The organism is Chromobacterium vaccinii, assembly GCF_001855275.1.
Classification (GTDB): Bacteria; Pseudomonadota; Gammaproteobacteria; order Burkholderiales; family Chromobacteriaceae; genus Chromobacterium; species Chromobacterium vaccinii.
In genome coordinates this window covers 2,722,824-2,742,833 of record NZ_CP017707.1, presented here as the reverse complement: position 1 = coordinate 2,742,833, position 20,010 = coordinate 2,722,824, and the positions used below count along the sequence as shown (strand labels likewise).

Sequence of the window (20,010 nt, the reverse complement as noted above, 5' to 3'; positions counted from 1 at the left end):
ATGAGCAATCTGATCGAACTGAAAGTGCCCGACATCGGCGGTCACAGCAACGTAGACATCATCGAAGTATTCATCGCCCCGGGCCAGACCGTGTCCGTGGACGACTCCCTGATCACCCTGGAAACCGACAAGGCCACCATGGAAGTGCCGGCCGAAGCCGCCGGCGTGGTCAAGGAAGTGAAAGCCGTCGTCGGCGGCAAGATTTCCGAAGGCGACGTGATCGCCATCATCGAAGTGGGCGCCGCCGCGTCCGCTCCGGCCCCGGCCGCAGCCGCGCCGGCTCCCGCTGCCGCCCCGGCCGCAGCCCCGGCTCCGGTCGCCGCCGCGCCGGCAGCGCCCGCCGCATCCGGCCGCAGCGAAATCCGCGTGCCGGATATCGGCGGCCATAACGGCGTCGATGTGATCGAAGTGACTGTCAAAGTGGGCGACGAAATCGCCGTCGACGACAGCCTGATCACGCTGGAAACCGACAAGGCCACCATGGAAGTGCCGGCCACCGCCGCCGGCAAGGTGGTGGAAGTGAAGATCAAGGTGGGCGACAAGGTCAGCGAAGGCGACCTGATTGTGGTGGTAGAGGGCGCTGTCGCCGCGTCCGCCCCGGCAGCCGCTGCGCCGGCTCCGGCAGCAGCCCCGGCGGCTCCGGCCCCGGTAGCCGCCGCGCCTGCAGCCGCTCCGGCCGTGGCGCCGGTAGCCGCCGCCGTGTCCGCCGCCATCGACGAAATCGCCTTCTCCAAAGCCCACGCCGGTCCGTCCGTGCGCCGTCTGGCGCGCGAACTGGGCGTGGATCTGGGCAAGGTGAAGGGCAACGGCCGCAAGGGCCGCGTCACCGAAGACGACGTCAAGGCCTTCGTCAAGGGCGTGATGCAGAACCCGGCCGCGCTGGCCCCGGCCGCCGCGCCGGCGGGCTCCGGCGTGGGTCTGGACCTGCTGCCGTGGCCAAAGGTGGACTTCGCCAAGTTCGGCCCGATCGAAACCAAGCCGCTGTCCCGCATCCAGAAGATTTCCGGCGCCAACCTGTCGCGCAACTGGGTGATGATCCCGCACGTCACGTTCAACGACGAGTGCGACATCACCGAGCTGGAAGACTTCCGCAAGACCGTGGGCAAGGAATGGGAAAAGTCCGGCCTGAAGATCAGCCCGCTGGCCTTCATCATCAAGGCCGCCGCCGAAGCGCTGAAGGCCTTCCCGAACTTCAACAGCTCGCTGGACGGCGACAACCTGGTGCTGAAGCAGTACTACCACATCGGCTTCGCCGCCGACACGCCTAACGGCCTGGTAGTGCCGGTGATCAAGGACGCGGACAAGAAGGGCCTGCGCCAGATCGCGCAGGAACTGACCGACCTGTCCAAGCTGGCCCGCGAAGGCAAGCTGAAACCGACCGACATGCAAGGCGCGACCTTCACCATCTCGTCCCTGGGCGGCATCGGCGGCACCAGCTTCACGCCTATCGTGAACGCGCCGGAAGTGGCCATCCTCGGCGTCTGCAAATCGCAGATCAAGCCGGTGTGGAACGGCAAGGAATTCGCGCCGCGCCTGATGTGCCCGCTGAGCCTGTCCTTCGATCACCGCGTGATCGATGGCGCGGCCGCCGCGCGCTTCACCGTGCACCTGGGCAAGCTGCTGACCGACGTGCGCCGTCTGATCCTGTAACGGCTGGGCGGAAGCCTCGGCTTGGCCGGGGCCTCGTCTTCTTGCCGCAGGATGCAGGGGGAAGCTCCACCCTGCAGAATCAGCCAGACTCGAGGCGGCCGGCTTTGCGCCGGCCTCCCAACATTGCGGATGGAAAACCATGAGCAATCTGATCGAATTGAAAGTCCCGGACATCGGCGGCCACAACAACGTGGACGTGATCGAAGTGTTCGTCAAACCGGGCGACGTGATTGAAAAAGAAGCCAGCCTGATCACGCTGGAAACTGACAAGGCCACCATGGAAGTGCCGGCCGAAGCCGCCGGCACCGTCAAGGAAGTGCGCGTCGCCGTGGGCAGCAAAGTGTCCGAGGGCGACGTGGTCGTCATTCTGGAAGCCGCCGGCGCAGCCGCCGCGGCACCGGCCGCTCCGAAACCGGTGGAAACCACCGGCGTCGCCTCCGCCACCACTCAGGCCGGCTTCGCGCCGCAGGCCGCTCCGGTCGCCGCTTCCCATAGCGGCGGCGCGGACGTGGAGTGCGACGTGATGGTGCTGGGCGGCGGCCCCGGCGGTTACTCCGCCGCCTTCCGCGCGGCCGACCTGGGCCTGAAAGTGGTCATCGTCGAGCGTTACGCCACCCTGGGCGGCGTGTGCCTGAACGTGGGCTGCATCCCGTCCAAGGCGCTGCTGCACAACGCCGCGGTGATCGACGAAGTGAGCCACCTGGCCGCCAACGGCATCAAGTTCGGCAAGCCGGAAGTGGACATCGACATGCTGCGCGGCTACAAGGAAAAGGTCATCGCCAAGCTGACCGGCGGCCTGGGCGGCATGGCCAAGGCGCGCAAGGTGGAGATCGTGCGCGGCAACGGCCACTTCATCGACCCGCACCACATCGAAGTCTCGGTGACTACCGGCAAGGGCCGCGAAGAATCGGGCGAGAAGAAGATCGTCAAGTTCAAGAACGCTATCATCGCCGCCGGCTCCCGCGTGGTGAAGCTGCCGTTCATCCCGAACGACCCGCGCGTGGTGGACTCCACCGGCGCGCTGGAGCTGAAGGGCGTGGCCGACCGCATGCTGATCATCGGCGGCGGCATCATCGGCCTGGAAATGGGCACCGTCTACTCCACGCTGGGCGCGCGCCTGGACGTGGTGGAAATGCTGGACGGCCTGATGCAGGGCGCCGACCGCGACCTGGTCAAGGTATGGCAGAAGTGGAACGCGCACCGCTTCGACAACATCATGCTGAACACCAAGACCGTGGCCGTGGAGCCGAAGGAAGACGGCGTGTGGGTGACTTTCGAGGGTGAGCAAGCCCCGAAAGAACCGCAATGCTACGACCTGGTGCTGTACGCCACCGGCCGAGCGCCGAACGGCAAGCTGATCGGCGCGGAAAACGCCGGCATCGCGGTGACCGACCGCGGCTTCATCCAGGTGGACAAGCAGCAGCGCACCAACGTGCCGCACATCTTCGCCATCGGCGACATCGTCGGCCAGCCGATGCTGGCGCACAAGGGCGTGCATGAAGGCCACGTGGCGGCGGAAAACTGCGCCGGCCAGAAGGCCTACTTCGACGCCCGCGTGATTCCGGGTGTGGCCTACACCGATCCGGAAGTGGCCTGGGTGGGCGTGACCGAAGACGAAGCCAAGAAGCAAGGCCTGAAGATCGAGAAGGGCGTGTTCCCGTGGGCCGCCTCCGGCCGCGCCATCGCCAACGGCCGCGACGAAGGCTTCACCAAGCTGATCTTCGACGCCGAAAGCCACCAGATCATCGGCGGCGGCATCGTAGGCCCGCACGCCGGCGACATGATCGGCGAAGTGTGCTTGGCGATCGAGATGGGTTGCGACGCGACCGACATCGGCAAGACCATCCACCCGCACCCGACGATGGGCGAGTCCATCGGCATGGCGGCGGAAGTGGCGCACGGCACCTGCACGGACCTGCCGCCGCAACGCAAGAAGTAAGGTTTGATCGGCGGTTTTGACCGCTGTCAGATGGAGAGAGGGCAAGCCTGGGGGCTTGCCCTTTTTGTTTTTGCCAGGCGGTATGGCAATTGGGTTTCGTAGAGGGGGAGCCACCAAGCGGATGTTTCACCTCCGTCGGTAGAGTATGTCACCTCGCAGGGGCGATGCTCCCTACGCGCTAAAGCAAGTTGGCCAGCAAATACAACATTTGCATTGGCAATGAAATGCAGCCAACTGAGCCATGGCATAGAATATGTGATTCAAAAACCATTAAGCATGACATCGATACACGCCATCTTTCTAAATAAAAAGGAATCGTGATGAAATACCCAATACTCTTTGCCGCAGTACTTGGTTTCTCACTGACTACTCACGCGGCCTCCACCGTGTCTCCCGTACAAGTGGAGGGCAGTTTCAAAAGCGCCCCCATCTCCTTGGAACTGATCGTCTTGGACTCAGACAGCGGTACGTTGGCGGCGTCCACCACGGTAGCTCAGGAGGGATGCTCTGGCTCCGTTGCAGGAATAGGCAAGCTCAAAGGCAATGTGCTGCAGTTCAAGCCGTACAAGAAGGAAGAAGGAGGCGAGCAGTGCGTAATTCAAGTCAATTTTTCGCCCAATGGCAAGAGTGCTAGCGTGACGGAAACAGACTGTTCCTACTATCACGGCGCATCATGCGGCTGGGAAGGACAAAAGGTCCGCAAACTCCGCTAATTCACACAACCTATTCGGACAGACCTATATCCGCTTTCCGATGATAGTTCTCGCCATAGAGATGTCCGCTAAGCCGATTAGGGTGCTGTGCGGGTAGGGGTGCGTTACCCTGCAGGGGCGACGCACCGGTTTTGGTGTCGCGGTTTTGTGTCCGCTGTGCGGACGATTGATTTTGGTGCCGATTCCGCCCGGCGAACGGGCCAGGGGCTGTGCGGCCAGCCCCTTGGCAATCCCAGGCCGCCCCAACAGCGCTGCGGAACCTCGTCTCCAAACCCATTCCCAAGGAGCCGCCGGAACTAGCGAGGCGCTAACGTCGCCCCATGTCGAACAGCCGGCGGCTCCTTGGGAATGGCTTCGGAGACGGCTTGCGCTGCTGGGGATGTTGGTGAGTTGGTGCGGTTCTATGTTTCAGATGGCCTGGGATTCGTTGGAGTGTAGGTTGGCGCTGAGCGCAGCGAAGCCCAACGTTTACCGCGGGTGTGCTGGAGGCAATCCATGCGTTATCGTCGTTCAATGGCAGAAGGCGGCACATGGTTCTTCACTGTCAACTTGGCGGATCGGCGACAAGATTATCTGACTCGCCATATCGACGTTTTGCGGCAGGTTGTTCGCCAAGTGCGAGACCGCCATCCATTTGAGATCGTCGCCATGGTGGTGTTGCCGGATCATTTCCATGCGGTATGGGCCTTGCCGGAGGGCGACGCTGACTACGCGATAAGAATGGCTCTGATCAAGGCGGCATTTTCGCGCAATATGCCCAAAGTCGAACGAATTCGGGAGAGTCGAGAGCGCAAGCGGGAGCGCGGCATCTGGCAGCGGCGGTATTGGGAGCATCAGATCCGGGATGAAGCGGATCTGCAAGCGCATGTGGACTATATCCATTACAACCCGGTCAAGCATGGCCATGCGGAGCGGGTGGTGGATTGGCCGTATTCCAGCTTCCATCGCTATGTCAGGTTGGGGTGGTTGCCTGCGGATTGGGCAGGGGAAGGTGTTGTGGTGCAGTTGCAGGAGTAGGGCGCGGTGAACGTTGGGCTTCGCTGCGCTCAGCGCCAACCTACGATGGAGCCCAACTTACCGGGTTGTATCCATTACAACCCGGTCAAGCATGGCCATGTGGAGCGGGTGGTGGATTGGTCGTATTCCAGCTTCCATCGCTATGTCAGGCATGGGTGGTTGCCTGCGGATTGGGCGGGGGAACGCGTTGCCTTGCAGTTGCAAGAATAGGGCGCGGTGAACGTTGGGTTTCGCAGCTCTCTGCGCCAACCTACGGGGCAACCCAACTTACCGGGTTGATGTAGGGTGCGTTGGTTCAGTTCTACAGTGGAGGGTGTGCCCCACTTAAAGAGGCGATGCACTATTGCTCGAATGAAAGTCTGATGGAGCTGTCCAGATTGGGTGGTGGTATAATATAAGCTATATTCCCCAAAGCTACATGTTTTAGTATTATTTTATAAGGAGCGATATATGTTATCTGATGAAATTGCAAATGCTCAGCGATTGGTCCGAACCGATGCATATCAAATGTCTATTGGCGAAATTGTGAGCATGTATGAAAATGAAGAGATAATTATTGCTCCTGATTTTCAAAGATTGTTTCGATGGAGTATCGGACAAAAATCAAAATTAATAGAGTCACTCTTGTTGGGTATTCCGCTACCATCTATTTTTGTCTTTGAAAAAGAGGATGGGAAGTGGGAGCTTATAGATGGTCTTCAGCGGGTATCTACAATTCTAGAGTTTATGGGGCTGTTAAAGAGTCCAGATGGTCAAGTTGAACAGCCTTCTATTTTAGAAGCAACTAAATACTTACCATCCTTGCATAATTCTGTATGGCAGCAGTCTGATAGGATTCAGGATGCCTCCGTTGATGAGCAAAGGCCACTTGATAAAAGCTACCAACTTGCTATTCGGCGAGCTAGAATCGGTGTAGAGATATTGAAGCGTCCTAGCGATAATCAGACAAAATTTGATCTTTTTCAGAGGTTGAATTCTGGTGGGACGCAAGCAAATGCACAAGAATTAAGAAATTGTATAATGTTAATGGTGAATGGTGACTTTTTCCGCATGATAAAAGGTGTTGCTGAAAGTGATCCATTTAAAACGGTTGTGGATGTAACTGAAGATCAGATCGAAAAGCAAAGGCACATGGAGTTGGCTGTGAGATTTTTAGTTCATTTGTCAATTCCATATGATGGGGTCCTTGATGTTGAAGAGTATATTGATGAGGGAGTTATTAGTCTTGCTACTTCAGGTAATTACCATCAGAAAATTAGTATACTGGAGAGAGTGTTTAACCTTCTAAGTATTGTTGGTGGGCGAGATGCGCTAAGGCGTTATGCTGCTGAACGCTATGTTGGAAAGGTTGGTCTTATTGGGTTGGAGACGATTGCAGTTGGAGTTGCAAAGAATATTGATGCTATTTTGGCTTTGCCGAACCCGGAATCATTTGTTAGAGGAAAAATTATAGATTTTTGGCAACAACAAGAGGTGGAAAGATTTACCTCGCCGGGCTTGAGAGGAACGACTCGCATACAGCGAACAGTTCCATTTGGTGAAAGATGGTTTCAGCCGTGAGTAAACCATACACAGAAGAGGTATTGTCAGATATTCTTGACCAAGATAGGACGTGGCGTATTAAGGAGATCTCAGATCTGAAGACAGCTGCTTTACGTGCGGATCGAATTTTACAAAAGGTGCTGTTAAGAGCATTGATTCCAATTTGCTATGCACACTGGGAAGGGTATGTTAGATTTTCGGCAAGAAAATATCTAGAGTATGTGGCTATTCGCAAGCTTCAGTTTGGGAATCTTGATAGACAGTTTTTGCGAAATCATTTCTTGCCTAGGCTTGCAGCTTTGTCATCTTCAAAGTCAAATATTTTTGATAGATGTAATTTGATAGATGAGATTCTCAATTCTACAGATATTAGATTTAGCAAAGTAAATGAAGATATTGTGAGTACTAAGGCCAATCTAAAATCAGAGGTGCTTTGCGAAATTTGTTTGATTTGTGGCATATCGTTTGACAGATTTGCTGACAAGAAGACATTTATAGATGTTTTTCTATTGAAAAGGAGGAATGCTATAGCTCACGGAGAGGATGTAATGATAGATGTTAGTGATTTAAATGTATTGACTAATGAAACTATTTCGCTAATGAGATTATTTAGTGATGCTTTGGAGGATAATGCTTATCAAGGGAGGTATAAACTAGCTTGCTAAGTTTTTATGTGGTGACTATGTTATAAATTGGGTGAGTAACTTTTGTAGTGAGCATTGCTTGAAAATACCTGCCATTTTAAAATGCTAAATTTTTTAGTGCGAGATTGGAATGCTAAGAATTTAGCAATACCTAGTCTGGCACTTTTGAAATGGCGTTTTGTGTGCCGCAAAGCGATGGCGACTTTCTGTTCGACGGCATGGAGTTTCTGTCTTGCGAAGAGGTGTACCGACAGTGGCGCATCTGGAAGGAACTACTTGGACGATGGCGCTTTCGATGGCGAAACGTCGGAGCCGGAAGCGGGCATCAAGAACGATTGGTGGAACCCGCACTGGATTCCCTTCACCCATAACGGCGGCGGCGATCATCTGTGCCTGGATCTGGATCCGGCGGCATCGGGCACGGTTGGGCAGGTGATCACAATGTGGCATGAAACCGGCGACCGCGAGCGCGTGGCGGCCAGCTTTGAAGCGTATTTCGCCGATTTTGTGTCCGGGGTGCTGGATGGCTGCTATGCATATTCGGAGGAGTATGGCGGCTTGGTCGATGCGGCGGATGTGGCATGACGCTGCCGCGGGCTGTTTTCTTCGATCTGGACAACACGCTGGTACACCGGAACAACAGCATTGATCTCTACGCCAGCCAGTTCTGGCGCGATTTCGGTCACGCCATCGGCTCCGGCGGGGTGGAGCTGGCCGCAGAGGTGGTGAAGCGTTGCGACAACGGCGGCTATCTGCCGGCCGGTTCGCCGTTCGTTTCGATCAAGCAAGCGGTGTCCCATGGTTTGCAGACGGAGATAGCCTGGCGGCAGCCGGTCACGCAGGAGGCGTTGTTGGCGCATTGGGAGCGCTACAACGCCGTTTGCACCGCGGCGATGCCGGGCGCGGCGGAGGCGATGGCCTATTTGCGCGCGAATGGCGTCCGCATCGGGGTGGTCTCCAATGGCAGCCACCGCACCCGGTTGGAGAAAGTGGCGCGGTTGCCGTTCGCGTCGGCGATCGAATTGACGGTCAGCTCAGAATCGGCCGGCGTGAAAAAGCCGGATGCGGCGATTTTCCAGCTGGCGGCCGAGGCGCTCGGGGTGAGGCCGGAGGATTGCAGATATGTCGGCGACCATCCGCTCAATGACGTGATCGGCGCCGCGCGGGCGGGGATGGCGCCCATCTGGCTGAGCGGTTTTCACGCCTGGCCAACTGGCGAGGCGATGCGCTATCGACAGGTTTCGTCGCTGGCGCTGCTGTTGGAGGCAATGGCCGTGCCGTGACGTGGTGAGCAGGCTCGTCGCCGGGTTGGGTTGCAGCCATGCTCGAGGGCCGCCCCTATGGGCACCCGTGCTACATGGCTGCACGGCAATCTGATCGCCGGGTCGGATGCCGGTCAACAATGGCGACTTGGTCAAACTGGCCGCCGCCTGCCACTTGCGGCTGGCGGAACGGATGGGGCGGATTGCCGGCTGAGCGCAAAGCGGGTTTGATGACGCGGGGCAGGCCGATGGCTGCCCTGTTTTCTTTGGTTCCGGATGATTTCCGGGTGTCGGAACGAGTGGTTGGACACGCTTGAGTCATGGCGTAGTTGCTCATGCAGGCGCTGAGCGTGTGACGGCAAACCATGGGGGTGAAATGAAAACAATCCAGCAGATTCTGTATGGCGTGGCCTTGCTGTTTCCGCTGCTGGCGGGGGCGGCGAGTTTCGATTGCGCCAAGGCGCGCAAGCCGGTCGAAAAAACGATTTGCGCCGATCCCGTCTTGTCCCGGCTCGATGAGGAGCTTGCCGCGGCTTATCGGCTGGCGTTGGAGAAGAGCGCCAGCCGGGCCGCGGTCAAGGAGTGGCAGCGCTACTGGCTGGCCTGGGGCCGAGGCGGGTCTGGAGATGCGGCAAGCCTCCGGCAAGCGTATCGTGTCCAGCTGCAGGAGCTGGAGCAGCATGCCAGGGCAAGTTTGGCGGGGGATGCCTATACCGGGGTGTACAGGCGTTACCGGAACGGCAGGCTGGATGCGGACGGCGCGGAGATCGTTGTGATCGTCTTGTCCGGCCAGCGTGTCCGCATCACGGGCAACGCCAACTGGGTCGGCAACGCCGCCACGGGCAATGTGAATACGGCTATGGTGGATGGCACGGCGGTTTTGGCGGGAAAGCTTGTCCATTATGTCGATCCGGCGGCGGAGTGCGGGTTCACGCTGCGCTTCGGCGCGGGGGGACTGGAGGTTGGCGACGAGCATGCCGAATGCGGCGGGATGAACGTTACTTTCAAAGGGAGATATCGGAAGGCGCCAGACGCCAGGTGAGCCGCTATCGGGCTGGTCGGGCGGTCGGCGGAATCAGCCCTGCCCCTGGTTTGCCTCCTGAGGCGGCTCCACGCTCACCACCCGGTCGCGGCCGCCGTTCTTGGCCAGGTACAGCGCCTTGTCCGCCCGCGCCAGCGTGCTGTGTATCCGTTCGCCTTCCAGCCACAGGGTGACGCCGACCGAGAAGGTCTGGTTGTCCGGCAGGTTGCGGCGCAGCGAGTCGATGCGGATCACGGCCTGGGGCAGGTCGCAGTCCATCAGCGCCAGCACGAATTCCTCGCCGCCGAAGCGGGCGAACAGGTCCGACTGCCGCATCCGCGATTTGATCAGCACCGCCACCTCGCGCAGCAGCCGGTCGCCTTCGGGGTGGCCGTAGCTGTCGTTGAAATGCTTGAAATGGTCCAGATCGAACAGCGCCACCGCGATGGGCTGGTTGTAGCGGCGGGCGGTGGCCAGCATCATTTCAATCTGGATGTCCCAGGTGCGGCGGTTGGGCAGCTGGGTCAGCTCGTCGGTGCCGGCCAGGGCTTCCAGCTTTTCCATCAGGCCGCGCATCTGCCCCAGCCATTTGTGAAGCAGCCGCACCAGCAGGATGGCCATCGAGCTGGCGACGATCCACATCACCAGCATGATCCAGCGGGCGACGATGCCGTAGGAGTTGGACTGCGCCACTTTTCTCATCAGGTCCAGCGTGATGGAGACGGCCAGCGCGTTGGTGTTCTGGGAGATGTGGTTGAAGATCTGGATTTCCTCGCCCATCACCAGGCTGGACGCTTTGTCGTGCAAGGCGGACGAGTGGGAGCGGTACATGGCGATGATGTCGCGGTCCCGCTCCATGAAGGCGTTGAAATCCCGCTGCACGCTGTCCAGCAGGCTGCGTTGATCGGCGGCCAGCGGCATGTCGCGCAGAGACTGGATGTCACGGCGGAAATTGTCGGCGGAGCGCAGGAATTCCGACCGGGAGATGGCGTTGTCGCGGCTGGCGCCGTCCACGTTGCGCACGATGTCGAAGGCGTAGCCGGTTTGCCAGCCGTTCAGGTCGGCGGCGTCGAACTTCACCTCCATCGCCGCCTGGGCGATCGAGATGTATTCGACGATTTCCGTTCTGCCCCGCTCCTGCAGTTTTTCGATATAGAAGGACAAGACCGGCAGCAGGCCCATGCACAGCAGGATGGGAGCGGCCACCACGATGGCCTTCAGCATGATGCCTTTGTCGCTTCTATCGAACATGGTCGCCTCGCCAGGATTCTGAGGGTTGATCGCAAGCGCGGCGAGCGGGAGCGACCCTGCTTCAAGATAGATGGTTTTTGTACGAACAAATACGTAGCCATTGCGGGCGAGGTTTGTTTTAAGCGGAAATATCAATGGCATAATGCGGTTTTGGCCAAGGCTTCCGCATTCATCCATCCATCTGCTGCCAGCCGCGGAGCGGGAGGCTGGCCGACGATCGCTACAGAAAGGCTTGCCGTATGCAGATCCGACAGATTCAACCCAGCGATTTCGCGTTCATTTCCTCGGTGATGGACGATTGGTGGGGCGGGCGCCAGGTGAGGCACTTGCTGCACCGCATGTTCTTCGACCATTTCGCCGATACCGGCTTCGCGGCGGTGGAGGGGGAGGAGATTGTCGGTTTCCTGGTGGGTTTCCAGTCCCAGTCGCGGCCGGAGATCGGCTACATCCACTTTGTCGGGGTATCGCCGACGGCTCGCGGCAAGGAGATTGGGCGCAGCTTGTACCGCCGCTTCTTCGCGGCGGCGCGCGAGCGGGGATGCCTGGCGGCGCAGGCGATCACCTCGCCGGGCAACGCGGCGTCCATCGCGTTTCACCGGCGGATGGGCTTCGCGCTGCTGGAGGGCGATGGCGTGGAAGAGGGCGTGCCGGTCGCGCTCGACTACAGCGGCCCCGGCCAGCACCGCGTGCGCTTCAGCCTGCCGTTGGCGCAAGCGGTTTTCTAAGCCGCCGGCCTCAGGCCGATTGGGTTTCGCCTTGCCGCCGGCGCGCGGGTTCGGTTCGGTGCAGATGCACCGCGTAGGTGTCCCAGGGCAGTTCGACGCCCAGCGGGTGGCGCGCGGCGGCCTGGGTCAGCAGCCGGCCGGCTTCGCCGCGGTGGTAGCCGCCGTGGGTGACGACGTGGGTCAGCATTTCCTCGCGCGTCATATAGCCGTTGTCGCCGTCGGTGAAGGCGAAGGGGATGGCTTGCGCCAGCGTCGCCGGCGGGGCGCCGGCGGCGTAGTCCAGATACCAGCGGTCCAGCGCCGCGGTCTCCCGCCGCAGCGCTTCCGGCTCCGGCGTATCCGGCGTGTTGTCGGCGGCGAAACCATGCGGGATGCCTTGCAGATGGGCGGCGAAGATCCGGTTCACCACCTGGCAGTGGTTCATCAGCCGCAGCGCCAGGCGGCGCTCCTCGGCGTGGCGTTCGGGGTCGAGCCCGGCGATGGCCGCCAGCATCTCCTCGTTGGCCCATGCCTGGTAGCGGAACATCCGCGTCAATAGTTGGTTCGCGCTCATGGTGCCGGCCTCTCCATTCATGCTATGTAGACATGATTGAATTGTTTTCCGAGGAGGCAGGCGTGTCCACTCGCATTCCCGGCGCCGCGGCGGCCATGCGCAAGGCCCCGCGCCAGGCACGTTCCCGCGCGATGGTGGACGCGATCGTCGAGGCCGGCGCTCGCGTTCTGGACGCTCGCGGCTGGGCCGGTTTCACCACCAACGAGGTGGCCGGCGTCGCCGGCGTCAGCATCGGCTCGCTGTATCAATACTTTCCCGACAAGACCGCGCTGCTCGACGCCATCCGCCGCCGCCACTTTGAGGCGGTGCTGGCTGTGCTGCGTAGCGCCGTCGATGGCCAGGCCGCGCCGGAAGGTCTGGCCGAGGCGCTGGTGGACGGGATGATCGCCATCCACCGCGATTATCCGGCGCTGCACCGGGTCCTGCTCGATCTGCCCAATCCCTATGCCGGCGAGGCGGCGCACCGGGCGTTCCTGGACGAATATCTGCGGCTGTACGGCGTCATCGTCGCCAGGCATCGCGGACCGGATGACGCGGACGGCGTCGCCGCCCACCTGCTGTCGTCGGCGATCGAGGGCGTGATCCACAACGCGGCGCGGCGCGGCCTGCTGGCGCATGCGGGCCTGGGGCGAGAGCTGCGGGGCTTGGTCTGCTCCTACCTGGGCGTTGCGGCCATCCCCGCCGGGCGTTCTGCGACTGCTTGAGATTGGCGTCTGCCGCTCAAGCGGCGGCACGCTCAGCGAGGGGATTCGGCAAGCGGCAGCCGCTCCGCCGGCAGCCAGGCGAAGCGCCCGCCGTCGTCGCGCAGGCGGCCGATGCCGGGGAAGGGAGCGTGGGCGGCGGCGATCCAGTCGTGGCCGGCGGCGATGCGGGCGAAGGCCTGCCGCCGGGTGGCCGCCGCCTGTCCGCCGTCGGTGTCGAAGCTGGCATAGATCTCTGGCTGGGCCGATTGGGCGGCCAGGTTGTGGATCATGTCGCCCACCGCCCACAGCGTTTCGCCGTGGCTGCTGACTTTCACGCCGGTATGGCCGGCGGTGTGGCCCGGCAGCGGCACGGCGGTGACGCCGGGCGCGATCTCTGCTTGGCCATCAAAGGCATGCCAGCGTCCCGCCGCGCGGTAAGGCGCGGAGACGGCTTTCACGATGCCGTGCAGTTTGCGCTTGGCCGGGTCCGTCGATCGGGCCATTTCCGCGCTGGTCCAGAGCGCGAAATCGGCCGAGTGGCTGTAGATGGCGGCGTTGGGAAAGGCCGGTTGGCCGTCGGGGCGCAGCAGGCCGCCGATATGGTCGGCATGCAGGTGGGTGAGGATGATCTTGCCGACCTGTTCGGGCTGGTAGCCGGCTGCGCGCAGATTATCCAGCAGCGAGCCATCGCCTTCGCCATAGAAGCGCCCGGCGCCGGTATCGATCAGCACCAGTTCCCGGCCGGTGTGGATCAGGAAGGCATTGTCGGATACCGGAAACGCGGGCAGAGGGTTGTCGCCGGCATCGAGCAGTGTCTGGATCTGGCCGGGGGCGGCGCCTTGCAGCACGGATGTCGGCAGTTGCAGGCTCTTGTCGAACAGGGTGGTGACGGTGAAGTCCCCAAGCTGCATCCGGAAGAAGCCGGGGGCCTGATTGCGTAGCTGGGCGGGCTCGGAGGAGGCGGGCAGTTCCGCCGCCTGGGCGAGAGAGAGTAATTGCAGGCCGGCGAACAGCGCGGCGGCAAGGGTTCGAATGGGCAGGGCGGACAACGATGGTTTCATGGCGGTCGCTTCAATTGATATTGGTGTGAAATACTAAGATGCATATTCAATGTTTTGACTAATTCTTATATTTCAATGTGATTTTATGAAAAGAGGGAGGGAGCGAGGGGGATTGGGCTGGGTATTGATGGGGAAAATATTCGCGGATGCGGGCTTTTCCCGGTTTGATGCCTTGCGCATGGACAAGCCCGGAGTGAACTTGAGCGGGGCGGATACGGTCAGATACCCCTTGTTTGACAATCGTTTGCCGGTCGCCAGCCCCGCTGACTTCCGTTACCATGCGACATCCCCTTTTGAATCGAACCATGCCACGTTTTTCCATTCTCCCTCCGCGCTTTCTCGCATGCCGCCCTGGCCGGCTGTTGGCGCTGGCCGCCTGTCTGGCGGTGGCGCAGGCGCAGGCCGGCATTGAATACAGCGTGGAAATCGACGCGCCGTCCGATCTGGCGCAATTGCTGCGCGACAACCTGGATCTGGTGGAAAACCAGAAGGACCCGGACGTCGACCAGAGCTGGCTGGAGGCGCTGGTGAAGAGCACGCCTGACGAGGCGAAGAAGCTGCTGGAGACCGAGGGCTATTTCGGCGCCCGCGTGGACGCGGCGCTGGAGGCCGGCAACCGGGTGCGGGTCAAGGTGAGCCCGGGCGAGCCGGTGCTGATCGACGACGTCACCATCCGGCTGGACGGCGACATCCGCCAACAGAGCGACTACCAGCAGCGGCTGGCCCAGGTGCTGGAGGCCTGGACGCTGCCGATGGGCGCGCCTTATCGCCAGACGGACTGGGATGCCGGCAAGCGCGCGGTGCTGCGCCGGCTGCAGGCCGACCGCTTCCCCCGGGCGCGCATCGTGTCCAGCGAAGCCAGGGTCGATCCCGCCACCCGCCGCGCCACATTGGAAGTGAAGCTGGACAGCGGCCCGCTGATCGCGTTCGGCAAGATCACCGTCAACGGCATCAAGCGCTATCCGGAGAAAGTGGCGCTGGGCATGGCCGACTTCAATCCCGGCTCGCCGTACAGCCAGGACAAGGTGCTGGCTTACCAGTCGGCGCTGGAGCAGGACCCGCATTTTTCGTCGGTGATCGTCAGCGCCGATTTCGACCACATCGCCGATAACCGCGTGCCGGTGACGGTTGACGTGGTGGAGATGCCGCGGCAGAAGGTGGAACTGGGTCTGACTTACGACTCCCAGGAAGGCCCTGGCGTGCGGGTGGGCTACGACCATTACAACATCTTCCGCCGCGGCTATACCGGCTCGCTGCTGCTGGACTGGAAGCGGGACCAGCAGGCGGTCAGCTTCGGCCTGGGCTTCCCGCGCCAGTCCGACGGCTATTCCCATTCCATCACCAGCTCGTTCAAGTCGGAAACCGTGCAGGGCCTGAAGACCAATACGGTGGACGCCGGCGTATGGCGCATCCGCAGCCGCGGCAACATCGAGGCGCGGATGGGGGTGGAGTTCCTGAAGGAAAGCGCCGAGGCCGGCGGCGAGACTACCGATACCCACGTCACCCAGCTGGTGTATGGCTGGACCCAGCGTGCGGTCGATGATTTGATGCGGCCGCGCAGCGGCTACCTGCTGGATGGTAGGTTGTCTGGTTCGTTAGGCCAGTTCGGCTCGTCCACTTCGCTGGTGCGCGCTTATGGCCGCGCGGTCGGCTACTGGTCGCCGTTCCCCAAGTACGGCACGCTGGTTGTCCGGGCAGAGCTGGGCCAGGTGTGGGCGCGCGACGGCTCTCAGGTGCCGTCCACGCTGCTGTTCCGCGCCGGCGGCGCCAACAGCGTGCGCGGCTACGACTACCAGAGCCTGGGCCTGTCCGATCCCAAGGGCTCAGGAGCGGTGCTGGGCGGCCGGGTGGTGGCTACCGGCAGCCTGGAATACCAGATTCCGATCAAGCCGGACTGGTACCTGGCGCTGTTCACCGACGCCGGCAACGCCGCCGACAGCTGGAAGGGCTTCCAGCCCGAGCACGCCAACGGCGTCGGCGTGCGCTGGATGAGCCCGGTGGCGCCGCTGTCCTTCGACATCGCCAAGGCTGAGCGCGACGGCAAGATCCGTTGGAACCTCAGCCTGGGCCTGGCCTTCTGATCCCATGAGCGACAAGCAGACCCCCCAAACCGAGGCGCCGGAGCAGGCGCCCACCCCTCCGCGGCGGCCGCGCCGCTGGCGCGCCTTCTTCGGCGCGCTGGCGCTGATGTTCGCGCTGCTGCTGGCCTTGCTGGGCTGGATCAGCGCCAGCCCGGCCGGCTTCGCCTGGGCGCTGCAGGGCGCCAGCCGCCTCAGCGGCGGCGTGTTCAGCGTCGGCGCGGTGGACGGCGCGTTGTGGCAGGGCTTCGCGCTGCGCGACATCCGCGTGCGCAGCGCCGGCGACGATGTGGACATCGAATCGCTGAAGCTGGACTGGCATCCGCTGGAGCTGTGGCGCGGCCGGCTGGACATCGACCGGCTGGCGCTGGGCCACATGCGCGTGCTGAGCCGGGCCAAGCCGGAAGAAAAACCGGCGCCGCTGCAGGCGCCGCAATCGCTGGCGCTGCCGCTCAAGGTCCGCGTCGGCGAGCTGTCGCTGGCCAGCCTGACGCTGGAGCCGGCCCACGTCAGCCTGTACCGGCTGCAGGCCGGCTACGACTACGACGGCGCCCGCCATCGTCTGAAATTGAAGCGGCTGGACACGCCGTGGGGCGGCGTCGACGCCGGCCTCGATCTGGCGGCCGCGTCGCCGTTCGCGCTGTCCGGCCAATTGGCCGCGCGCGGCGAGCTGGAGCAGGTGGCGGTGAAGGCCAGGCTGGATCTGTCCGGCGATCTGCTCAAGCCGGCCTTCTCTGGCCAGATGGACGGCAAGGGCGTCAGCGTGGAGCTGTCCGGCGCGCTGAGGCCGTTCGACACGAATCCCTTCAACCGGCTGGCGCGGCTGGACGTCCGCGTCGGCAACATCAATCCGCAATCGCTGCTGCCGTCCTGGCCCAAGGGCCGGCTCAGTTTCGCGGTGTTCGCCGAGCCGGACGCCGGCCAGAGGGTCAAGGGCGGCCTGACGCTGATCAACACCGAGCCGGGCGCGTTGTCGGCGCACAAGCTGCCGTTGTCGCTGCTGGTCGGCGAATTCCGCGCCGACGAGAAGGCGCTGGAGCTGTACAACAGCCATGTCGAGGCGGCGGGCGGCCGGGTGGATCTGTCGGGCGAATTCAAGCCGGGCGCGATCAAGCTGGCGGCCGATCTGAGCAAGGTGGCGCTGCGCCAGCTGCACGAGGCCGCGCCGGATGAAACGATAGGCGGCCGGATCACGGTGGAGGGCGCGCCGGCCGAGCCGCGCGTCGCCGCCCAATTGAAAGGCGGCCAGTTGCGCGCCGACGCGCTGCTGGAGCTGGCCGGCGGCAAGCAGCCAGCCTTGTTGCTGAAGAAGCTGGAGCTGGGAACCGGCGGCGGCGCGATCAGCGTCAACGGCAAGCTGGGCTTGTCCGGCCGCCAGTTGTTCGAACTGAACGGCGCGCTCAGCCACGCCGACCCGTCGCGTTTGCAGCCCAAGCTGCCCAAGGGCGATCTGAACGCCACGCTGAAGATGGCGGGCCAGCTGGCCGAGCCGATGGAGATAGGCGCCAAGCTGCAGTTCGCGCCCAGCAAGCTATCCGGCGCGCCGTTGTCCGGCAGCGCCAACGTGCTGCTGGACCCGCGCCGCCTCAAGCAATTGCTGCTGGATATCCGCCTGGCGGACAACCGGCTGCAGGCCAACGGCAGTTATGGCGTGGCCGGCGACAAGCTGAAGCTGGCGATCAACGCGCCCAATCTGTCGCTGTTGGGACCCGGCTTCGCCGGCACCATACAGGGGCAGGGCGAACTGGCCGGCGTGCCCAAGGCGCCGCTGCTCAACGCCAAGCTGCAGGCCGATCGGCTGAAGCTGCCGGGGGGCGTGGCGCTGCAATCGCTGCAGTTCGCCGGCAATATCAAGGCCGACCAGGCCAGCCCCTTCCAGCTCAGCCTGGACGTGGCTGCGCTGCAGGCCGGCACGCTGCGCGCCGAGCAGCTGCATGCCCGCGCGTCCGGCACCCGCGCCCGCCACGGCCTGCAGCTGGACGGACGCTTCCGCGAAGGCGATTTGAACTACAACTTGCAACTGGCAGCCAGCGGCGGCTTGACCGCGGCCGGGGGCTGGCAGGGCAGCGTGCAGAAGCTCGATCTGGCCGGCAAGCCCGGCCTCAGCCTGCAGGCGCCGGCTGCGCTCTTCGTCGGCGGCGACGGCCAGGTGAAGCTGGGCGCAGCGCGGCTGGCCTTGCTGGGCGGCAATCTCAATCTGGCCGACTTCACCCGCCAGGCGAACGGCGCGCTCAGCAGCCACGGCAGCGCGCGCGGCATCAAACTGGCCGAGCTGGGGCCGCTGTTGAAGCTGCCGGTGGAGCAAAACCTGCAGTTCGACGCCGACTGGGGACTGGCGCCGTCCGGCCAGGGCCAGCTGGCGGTGTGGCGCAGCGGCGGCGACGTGCAGCTGCCGCAAGGCAAGGGCCGGCCGGTGCCGCTGGGCCTGAAGACCGCGCGGGTGGATCTGGACCTGGACGGACGCCGACTGGCGTTCAAGCTCAATCTGGACAGCCGCTTCGCCCAGGCGCAAGGCCAGGGCAGCCTGCCGTGGAACGGCGGCCACATCGACGGCCGCACGCCGGTGTCCGGCACTTTGCGCGCCAGCCTGCCGGCCTTGTCCACGCTGGCCGAGCTGTCCGGCCCCGGCCTGGAGCTGGGCGGGCAGTTGCAGGCCAGCCTGGATCTGAGCGGCCCGCTGGCCGCGCCGCAGGCCTTGGGCCAGATCCGCGGCGACCAGCTGAAATTCGCCGACCGCCGCACCGGCATCGCGCTGGCCGACGGCAATCTGCTGGCCCGCGTCGACGGCCGCAAGCTGACCTTGCAGCAGCTGCGCTTTGTCAGCGGCAAGGGAGAGGTCACCGCCAGCGGCACGCTGGACCTCAGCGACGATCTGCCCGACGCGCGGGTCAAGGTGGCGCTGCAGCGCTTCAGCGTGTTCGACCGGCCGGGACGCCGGCTGGTGGTGTCCGGCCAGAGCGAGCTGGCCTTCGTCGGCGGCAAGCTGTCGCTGAGCGGCCGCATCCGCGCCGATCAGGGCCGCATCGGCCTGCCCAAACTGGGCGCGCCGGACCTGGGCGGCGACGTGGTGGTGGTGGGCAGGCCGCCGGCGGAGCCGTCCGCCTTCGCCACCATGCCGCTGACGGTGGCGCTGGACCTGGATCTGGGTGACCGCTTCCGCTTTACCGGCCAGGGGCTGGACGTGGAGCTGTCCGGCATGGTCCATGTCAGCGCCAATCCGGGCGAGGCGCCGGCGGCCAAGGGCCAGGTCAAGGTGGTCAAGGGACGCTACAAGGCCTATGGCCAGGATCTGGACATCACCTTCGGCGCCATCACCTTCAACGGTCCGCTGGACAACCCGCTGCTCAACGTCCAGGCCAAGCGCCGGCTGTCGCCGGTGGGGGCGGGCGTGGAGGTCAGCGGTTCGGTGGCCATGCCCAAGGTGAGGCTGATCAGCGACGAGCCGATGGCGGAGAAGGACAGGCTGGCCTGGCTGGTGCTGGGCCGTCCCGCCAGCGGCGACCGCGACAACAACGACCTGGCCGCGTCGGCCGGCATGATGCTGGCCGGTTCGATCAACGACCGCATCGGCCTGTTCGACGATCTGGGCGTGTCCAGCCGCAAGGAGAAGACGCTGGCCAACGGCACGGTCAGCCCGGCCGAGCAGGTGGTGACCGTGGGCCGCCAGCTGACGCGCGAGCTCTACCTGGGCTACGAGTACGGCATCAGCAGCGCCGACCAGGCGGTGAAGCTGGCTTACCAGCTGTCCAAGGGCTGGTCGGTGATTCTGCGCGCCGGCACGGCGATGTCGGCGGAGTCACGTTATACGCTGCGTTTCGACTAGGCGCGCTTCGCGCCGCCATCGAAAGCCCGGCCAAACCGCCGGGCTTTT

General features: G+C 62.9%; 16 protein-coding genes. 13 read left to right on the top strand and 3 right to left on the bottom strand.

Annotated features, from left to right (window positions below):
• The 9 genes from aceF (at position 1) to BKX93_RS12720 (ending at position 9,809) form a co-directional block, all read left to right on the top strand.
• The gene (aceF, locus tag BKX93_RS12750) at positions 1-1,650 is read left to right on the top strand and encodes a dihydrolipoyllysine-residue acetyltransferase (RefSeq protein ID WP_070980096.1); all 1,650 of its coding nucleotides are present in this window, start codon (positions 1-3) and stop codon (positions 1,648-1,650) included.
• Positions 1,651-1,789: 139 nt separating this feature from the next.
• Positions 1,790-3,589: a dihydrolipoyl dehydrogenase gene (lpdA, locus tag BKX93_RS12745; RefSeq protein ID WP_070980094.1), complete on the top strand. Its 1,800-nt coding sequence runs from the start codon at positions 1,790-1,792 to the stop codon at positions 3,587-3,589.
• Positions 3,590-3,909: 320 nt separating this feature from the next.
• A complete protein-coding gene (locus tag BKX93_RS12740) occupies positions 3,910-4,302 on the top strand; it encodes a hypothetical protein (protein ID WP_070980092.1) in 393 nt (130 codons plus the stop codon).
• A 495-nt stretch (positions 4,303-4,797) separates the two neighbouring features.
• A complete protein-coding gene (locus tag BKX93_RS12735) occupies positions 4,798-5,319 on the top strand; it encodes an REP-associated tyrosine transposase (protein ID WP_070980090.1) in 522 nt (173 codons plus the stop codon).
• 450 nt (positions 5,320-5,769) lie between these two features.
• Positions 5,770-6,879 (top strand): DUF262 domain-containing protein, encoded by a 1,110-nt coding sequence (locus BKX93_RS23765; protein WP_083340540.1) that lies wholly within the window; start codon positions 5,770-5,772, stop codon positions 6,877-6,879.
• Positions 6,876-7,526 carry an MAE_28990/MAE_18760 family HEPN-like nuclease gene (locus BKX93_RS23760; RefSeq protein ID WP_083340686.1) on the top strand — a complete coding sequence of 217 codons (651 nt, stop codon included), beginning with the start codon at positions 6,876-6,878 and terminating at the stop codon, positions 7,524-7,526. The genes BKX93_RS23765 and BKX93_RS23760 overlap by 4 nt, the downstream gene beginning before the upstream one ends.
• 255 nt (positions 7,527-7,781) lie before the next feature.
• Positions 7,782-8,090, top strand: coding sequence for an SMI1/KNR4 family protein (locus BKX93_RS12730; protein ID WP_070980088.1), 309 nt, complete (start codon positions 7,782-7,784; stop codon positions 8,088-8,090).
• Positions 8,087-8,788 (top strand): HAD family hydrolase, encoded by a 702-nt coding sequence (locus tag BKX93_RS12725; RefSeq protein ID WP_070980087.1) that lies wholly within the window; start codon positions 8,087-8,089, stop codon positions 8,786-8,788. The genes BKX93_RS12730 and BKX93_RS12725 overlap by 4 nt, the downstream gene beginning before the upstream one ends.
• Positions 8,789-9,143: 355 nt before the next feature.
• Entirely contained in the window at positions 9,144-9,809 is a 666-nt protein-coding gene (locus tag BKX93_RS12720) for a lysozyme inhibitor LprI family protein (RefSeq protein ID WP_070980085.1), read from the top strand.
• Between the two features lie 33 nt (positions 9,810-9,842).
• Here BKX93_RS12720 and BKX93_RS12715 read toward each other — a convergent pair whose 3' ends face one another.
• Positions 9,843-11,039, bottom strand: coding sequence for a GGDEF domain-containing protein (locus tag BKX93_RS12715; protein WP_070980083.1), 1,197 nt, complete (start codon positions 11,037-11,039; stop codon positions 9,843-9,845).
• A 239-nt stretch (positions 11,040-11,278) separates the two neighbouring features.
• Here BKX93_RS12715 and BKX93_RS12710 point away from each other — a divergent pair, with 239 nt between their 5' ends.
• Positions 11,279-11,764, top strand: coding sequence for a GNAT family N-acetyltransferase (locus BKX93_RS12710; RefSeq protein WP_070980081.1), 486 nt, complete (start codon positions 11,279-11,281; stop codon positions 11,762-11,764).
• A gap of 10 nt (positions 11,765-11,774) precedes the next feature.
• Here BKX93_RS12710 and BKX93_RS12705 read toward each other — a convergent pair whose 3' ends face one another.
• Entirely contained in the window at positions 11,775-12,317 is a 543-nt protein-coding gene (locus BKX93_RS12705) for a DinB family protein (protein ID WP_070981822.1), read from the bottom strand.
• A 62-nt stretch (positions 12,318-12,379) separates the two neighbouring features.
• Here BKX93_RS12705 and BKX93_RS12700 point away from each other — a divergent pair, with 62 nt between their 5' ends.
• Positions 12,380-13,021 (top strand): TetR/AcrR family transcriptional regulator, encoded by a 642-nt coding sequence (locus BKX93_RS12700; protein ID WP_083340685.1) that lies wholly within the window; start codon positions 12,380-12,382, stop codon positions 13,019-13,021.
• 32 nt (positions 13,022-13,053) lie between these two features.
• Here BKX93_RS12700 and BKX93_RS12695 read toward each other — a convergent pair whose 3' ends face one another.
• Complete coding sequence (locus BKX93_RS12695; protein WP_070980080.1) at positions 13,054-14,061, bottom strand: MBL fold metallo-hydrolase; 1,008 nt, start codon at positions 14,059-14,061, stop codon at positions 13,054-13,056.
• 305 nt (positions 14,062-14,366) lie between these two features.
• Here BKX93_RS12695 and BKX93_RS12690 point away from each other — a divergent pair, with 305 nt between their 5' ends.
• A complete protein-coding gene (locus tag BKX93_RS12690) occupies positions 14,367-16,142 on the top strand; it encodes an autotransporter assembly complex protein TamA (RefSeq protein ID WP_070980078.1) in 1,776 nt (591 codons plus the stop codon).
• Positions 16,143-16,146: 4 nt separating this feature from the next.
• The gene (locus BKX93_RS12685) at positions 16,147-19,962 is read left to right on the top strand and encodes a translocation/assembly module TamB domain-containing protein (RefSeq protein ID WP_070980076.1); all 3,816 of its coding nucleotides are present in this window, start codon (positions 16,147-16,149) and stop codon (positions 19,960-19,962) included.
• The last annotated feature ends 48 nt before the right edge of the window (positions 19,963-20,010 follow it).

Coding starts and splice junctions, on each gene's coding strand:
- aceF (WP_070980096.1), top strand. CDS start 1: ATGAGCAATCTGATCGAACTGAAAGTGCCCGACATCGGCGGTCACAGC.
- lpdA (WP_070980094.1), top strand. CDS start 1,790: ATGAGCAATCTGATCGAATTGAAAGTCCCGGACATCGGCGGCCACAAC.
- BKX93_RS12740 (WP_070980092.1), top strand. CDS start 3,910: ATGAAATACCCAATACTCTTTGCCGCAGTACTTGGTTTCTCACTGACT.
- BKX93_RS12735 (WP_070980090.1), top strand. CDS start 4,798: ATGCGTTATCGTCGTTCAATGGCAGAAGGCGGCACATGGTTCTTCACT.
- BKX93_RS23765 (WP_083340540.1), top strand. CDS start 5,770: ATGTTATCTGATGAAATTGCAAATGCTCAGCGATTGGTCCGAACCGAT.
- BKX93_RS12725 (WP_070980087.1), top strand. CDS start 8,087: ATGACGCTGCCGCGGGCTGTTTTCTTCGATCTGGACAACACGCTGGTA.
- BKX93_RS12720 (WP_070980085.1), top strand. CDS start 9,144: ATGAAAACAATCCAGCAGATTCTGTATGGCGTGGCCTTGCTGTTTCCG.
- BKX93_RS12715 (WP_070980083.1), bottom strand. CDS start 11,039: ATGTTCGATAGAAGCGACAAAGGCATCATGCTGAAGGCCATCGTGGTG.
- BKX93_RS12710 (WP_070980081.1), top strand. CDS start 11,279: ATGCAGATCCGACAGATTCAACCCAGCGATTTCGCGTTCATTTCCTCG.
- BKX93_RS12705 (WP_070981822.1), bottom strand. CDS start 12,317: ATGAGCGCGAACCAACTATTGACGCGGATGTTCCGCTACCAGGCATGG.
- BKX93_RS12695 (WP_070980080.1), bottom strand. CDS start 14,061: ATGAAACCATCGTTGTCCGCCCTGCCCATTCGAACCCTTGCCGCCGCG.
- BKX93_RS12690 (WP_070980078.1), top strand. CDS start 14,367: ATGCCACGTTTTTCCATTCTCCCTCCGCGCTTTCTCGCATGCCGCCCT.
- BKX93_RS12685 (WP_070980076.1), top strand. CDS start 16,147: ATGAGCGACAAGCAGACCCCCCAAACCGAGGCGCCGGAGCAGGCGCCC.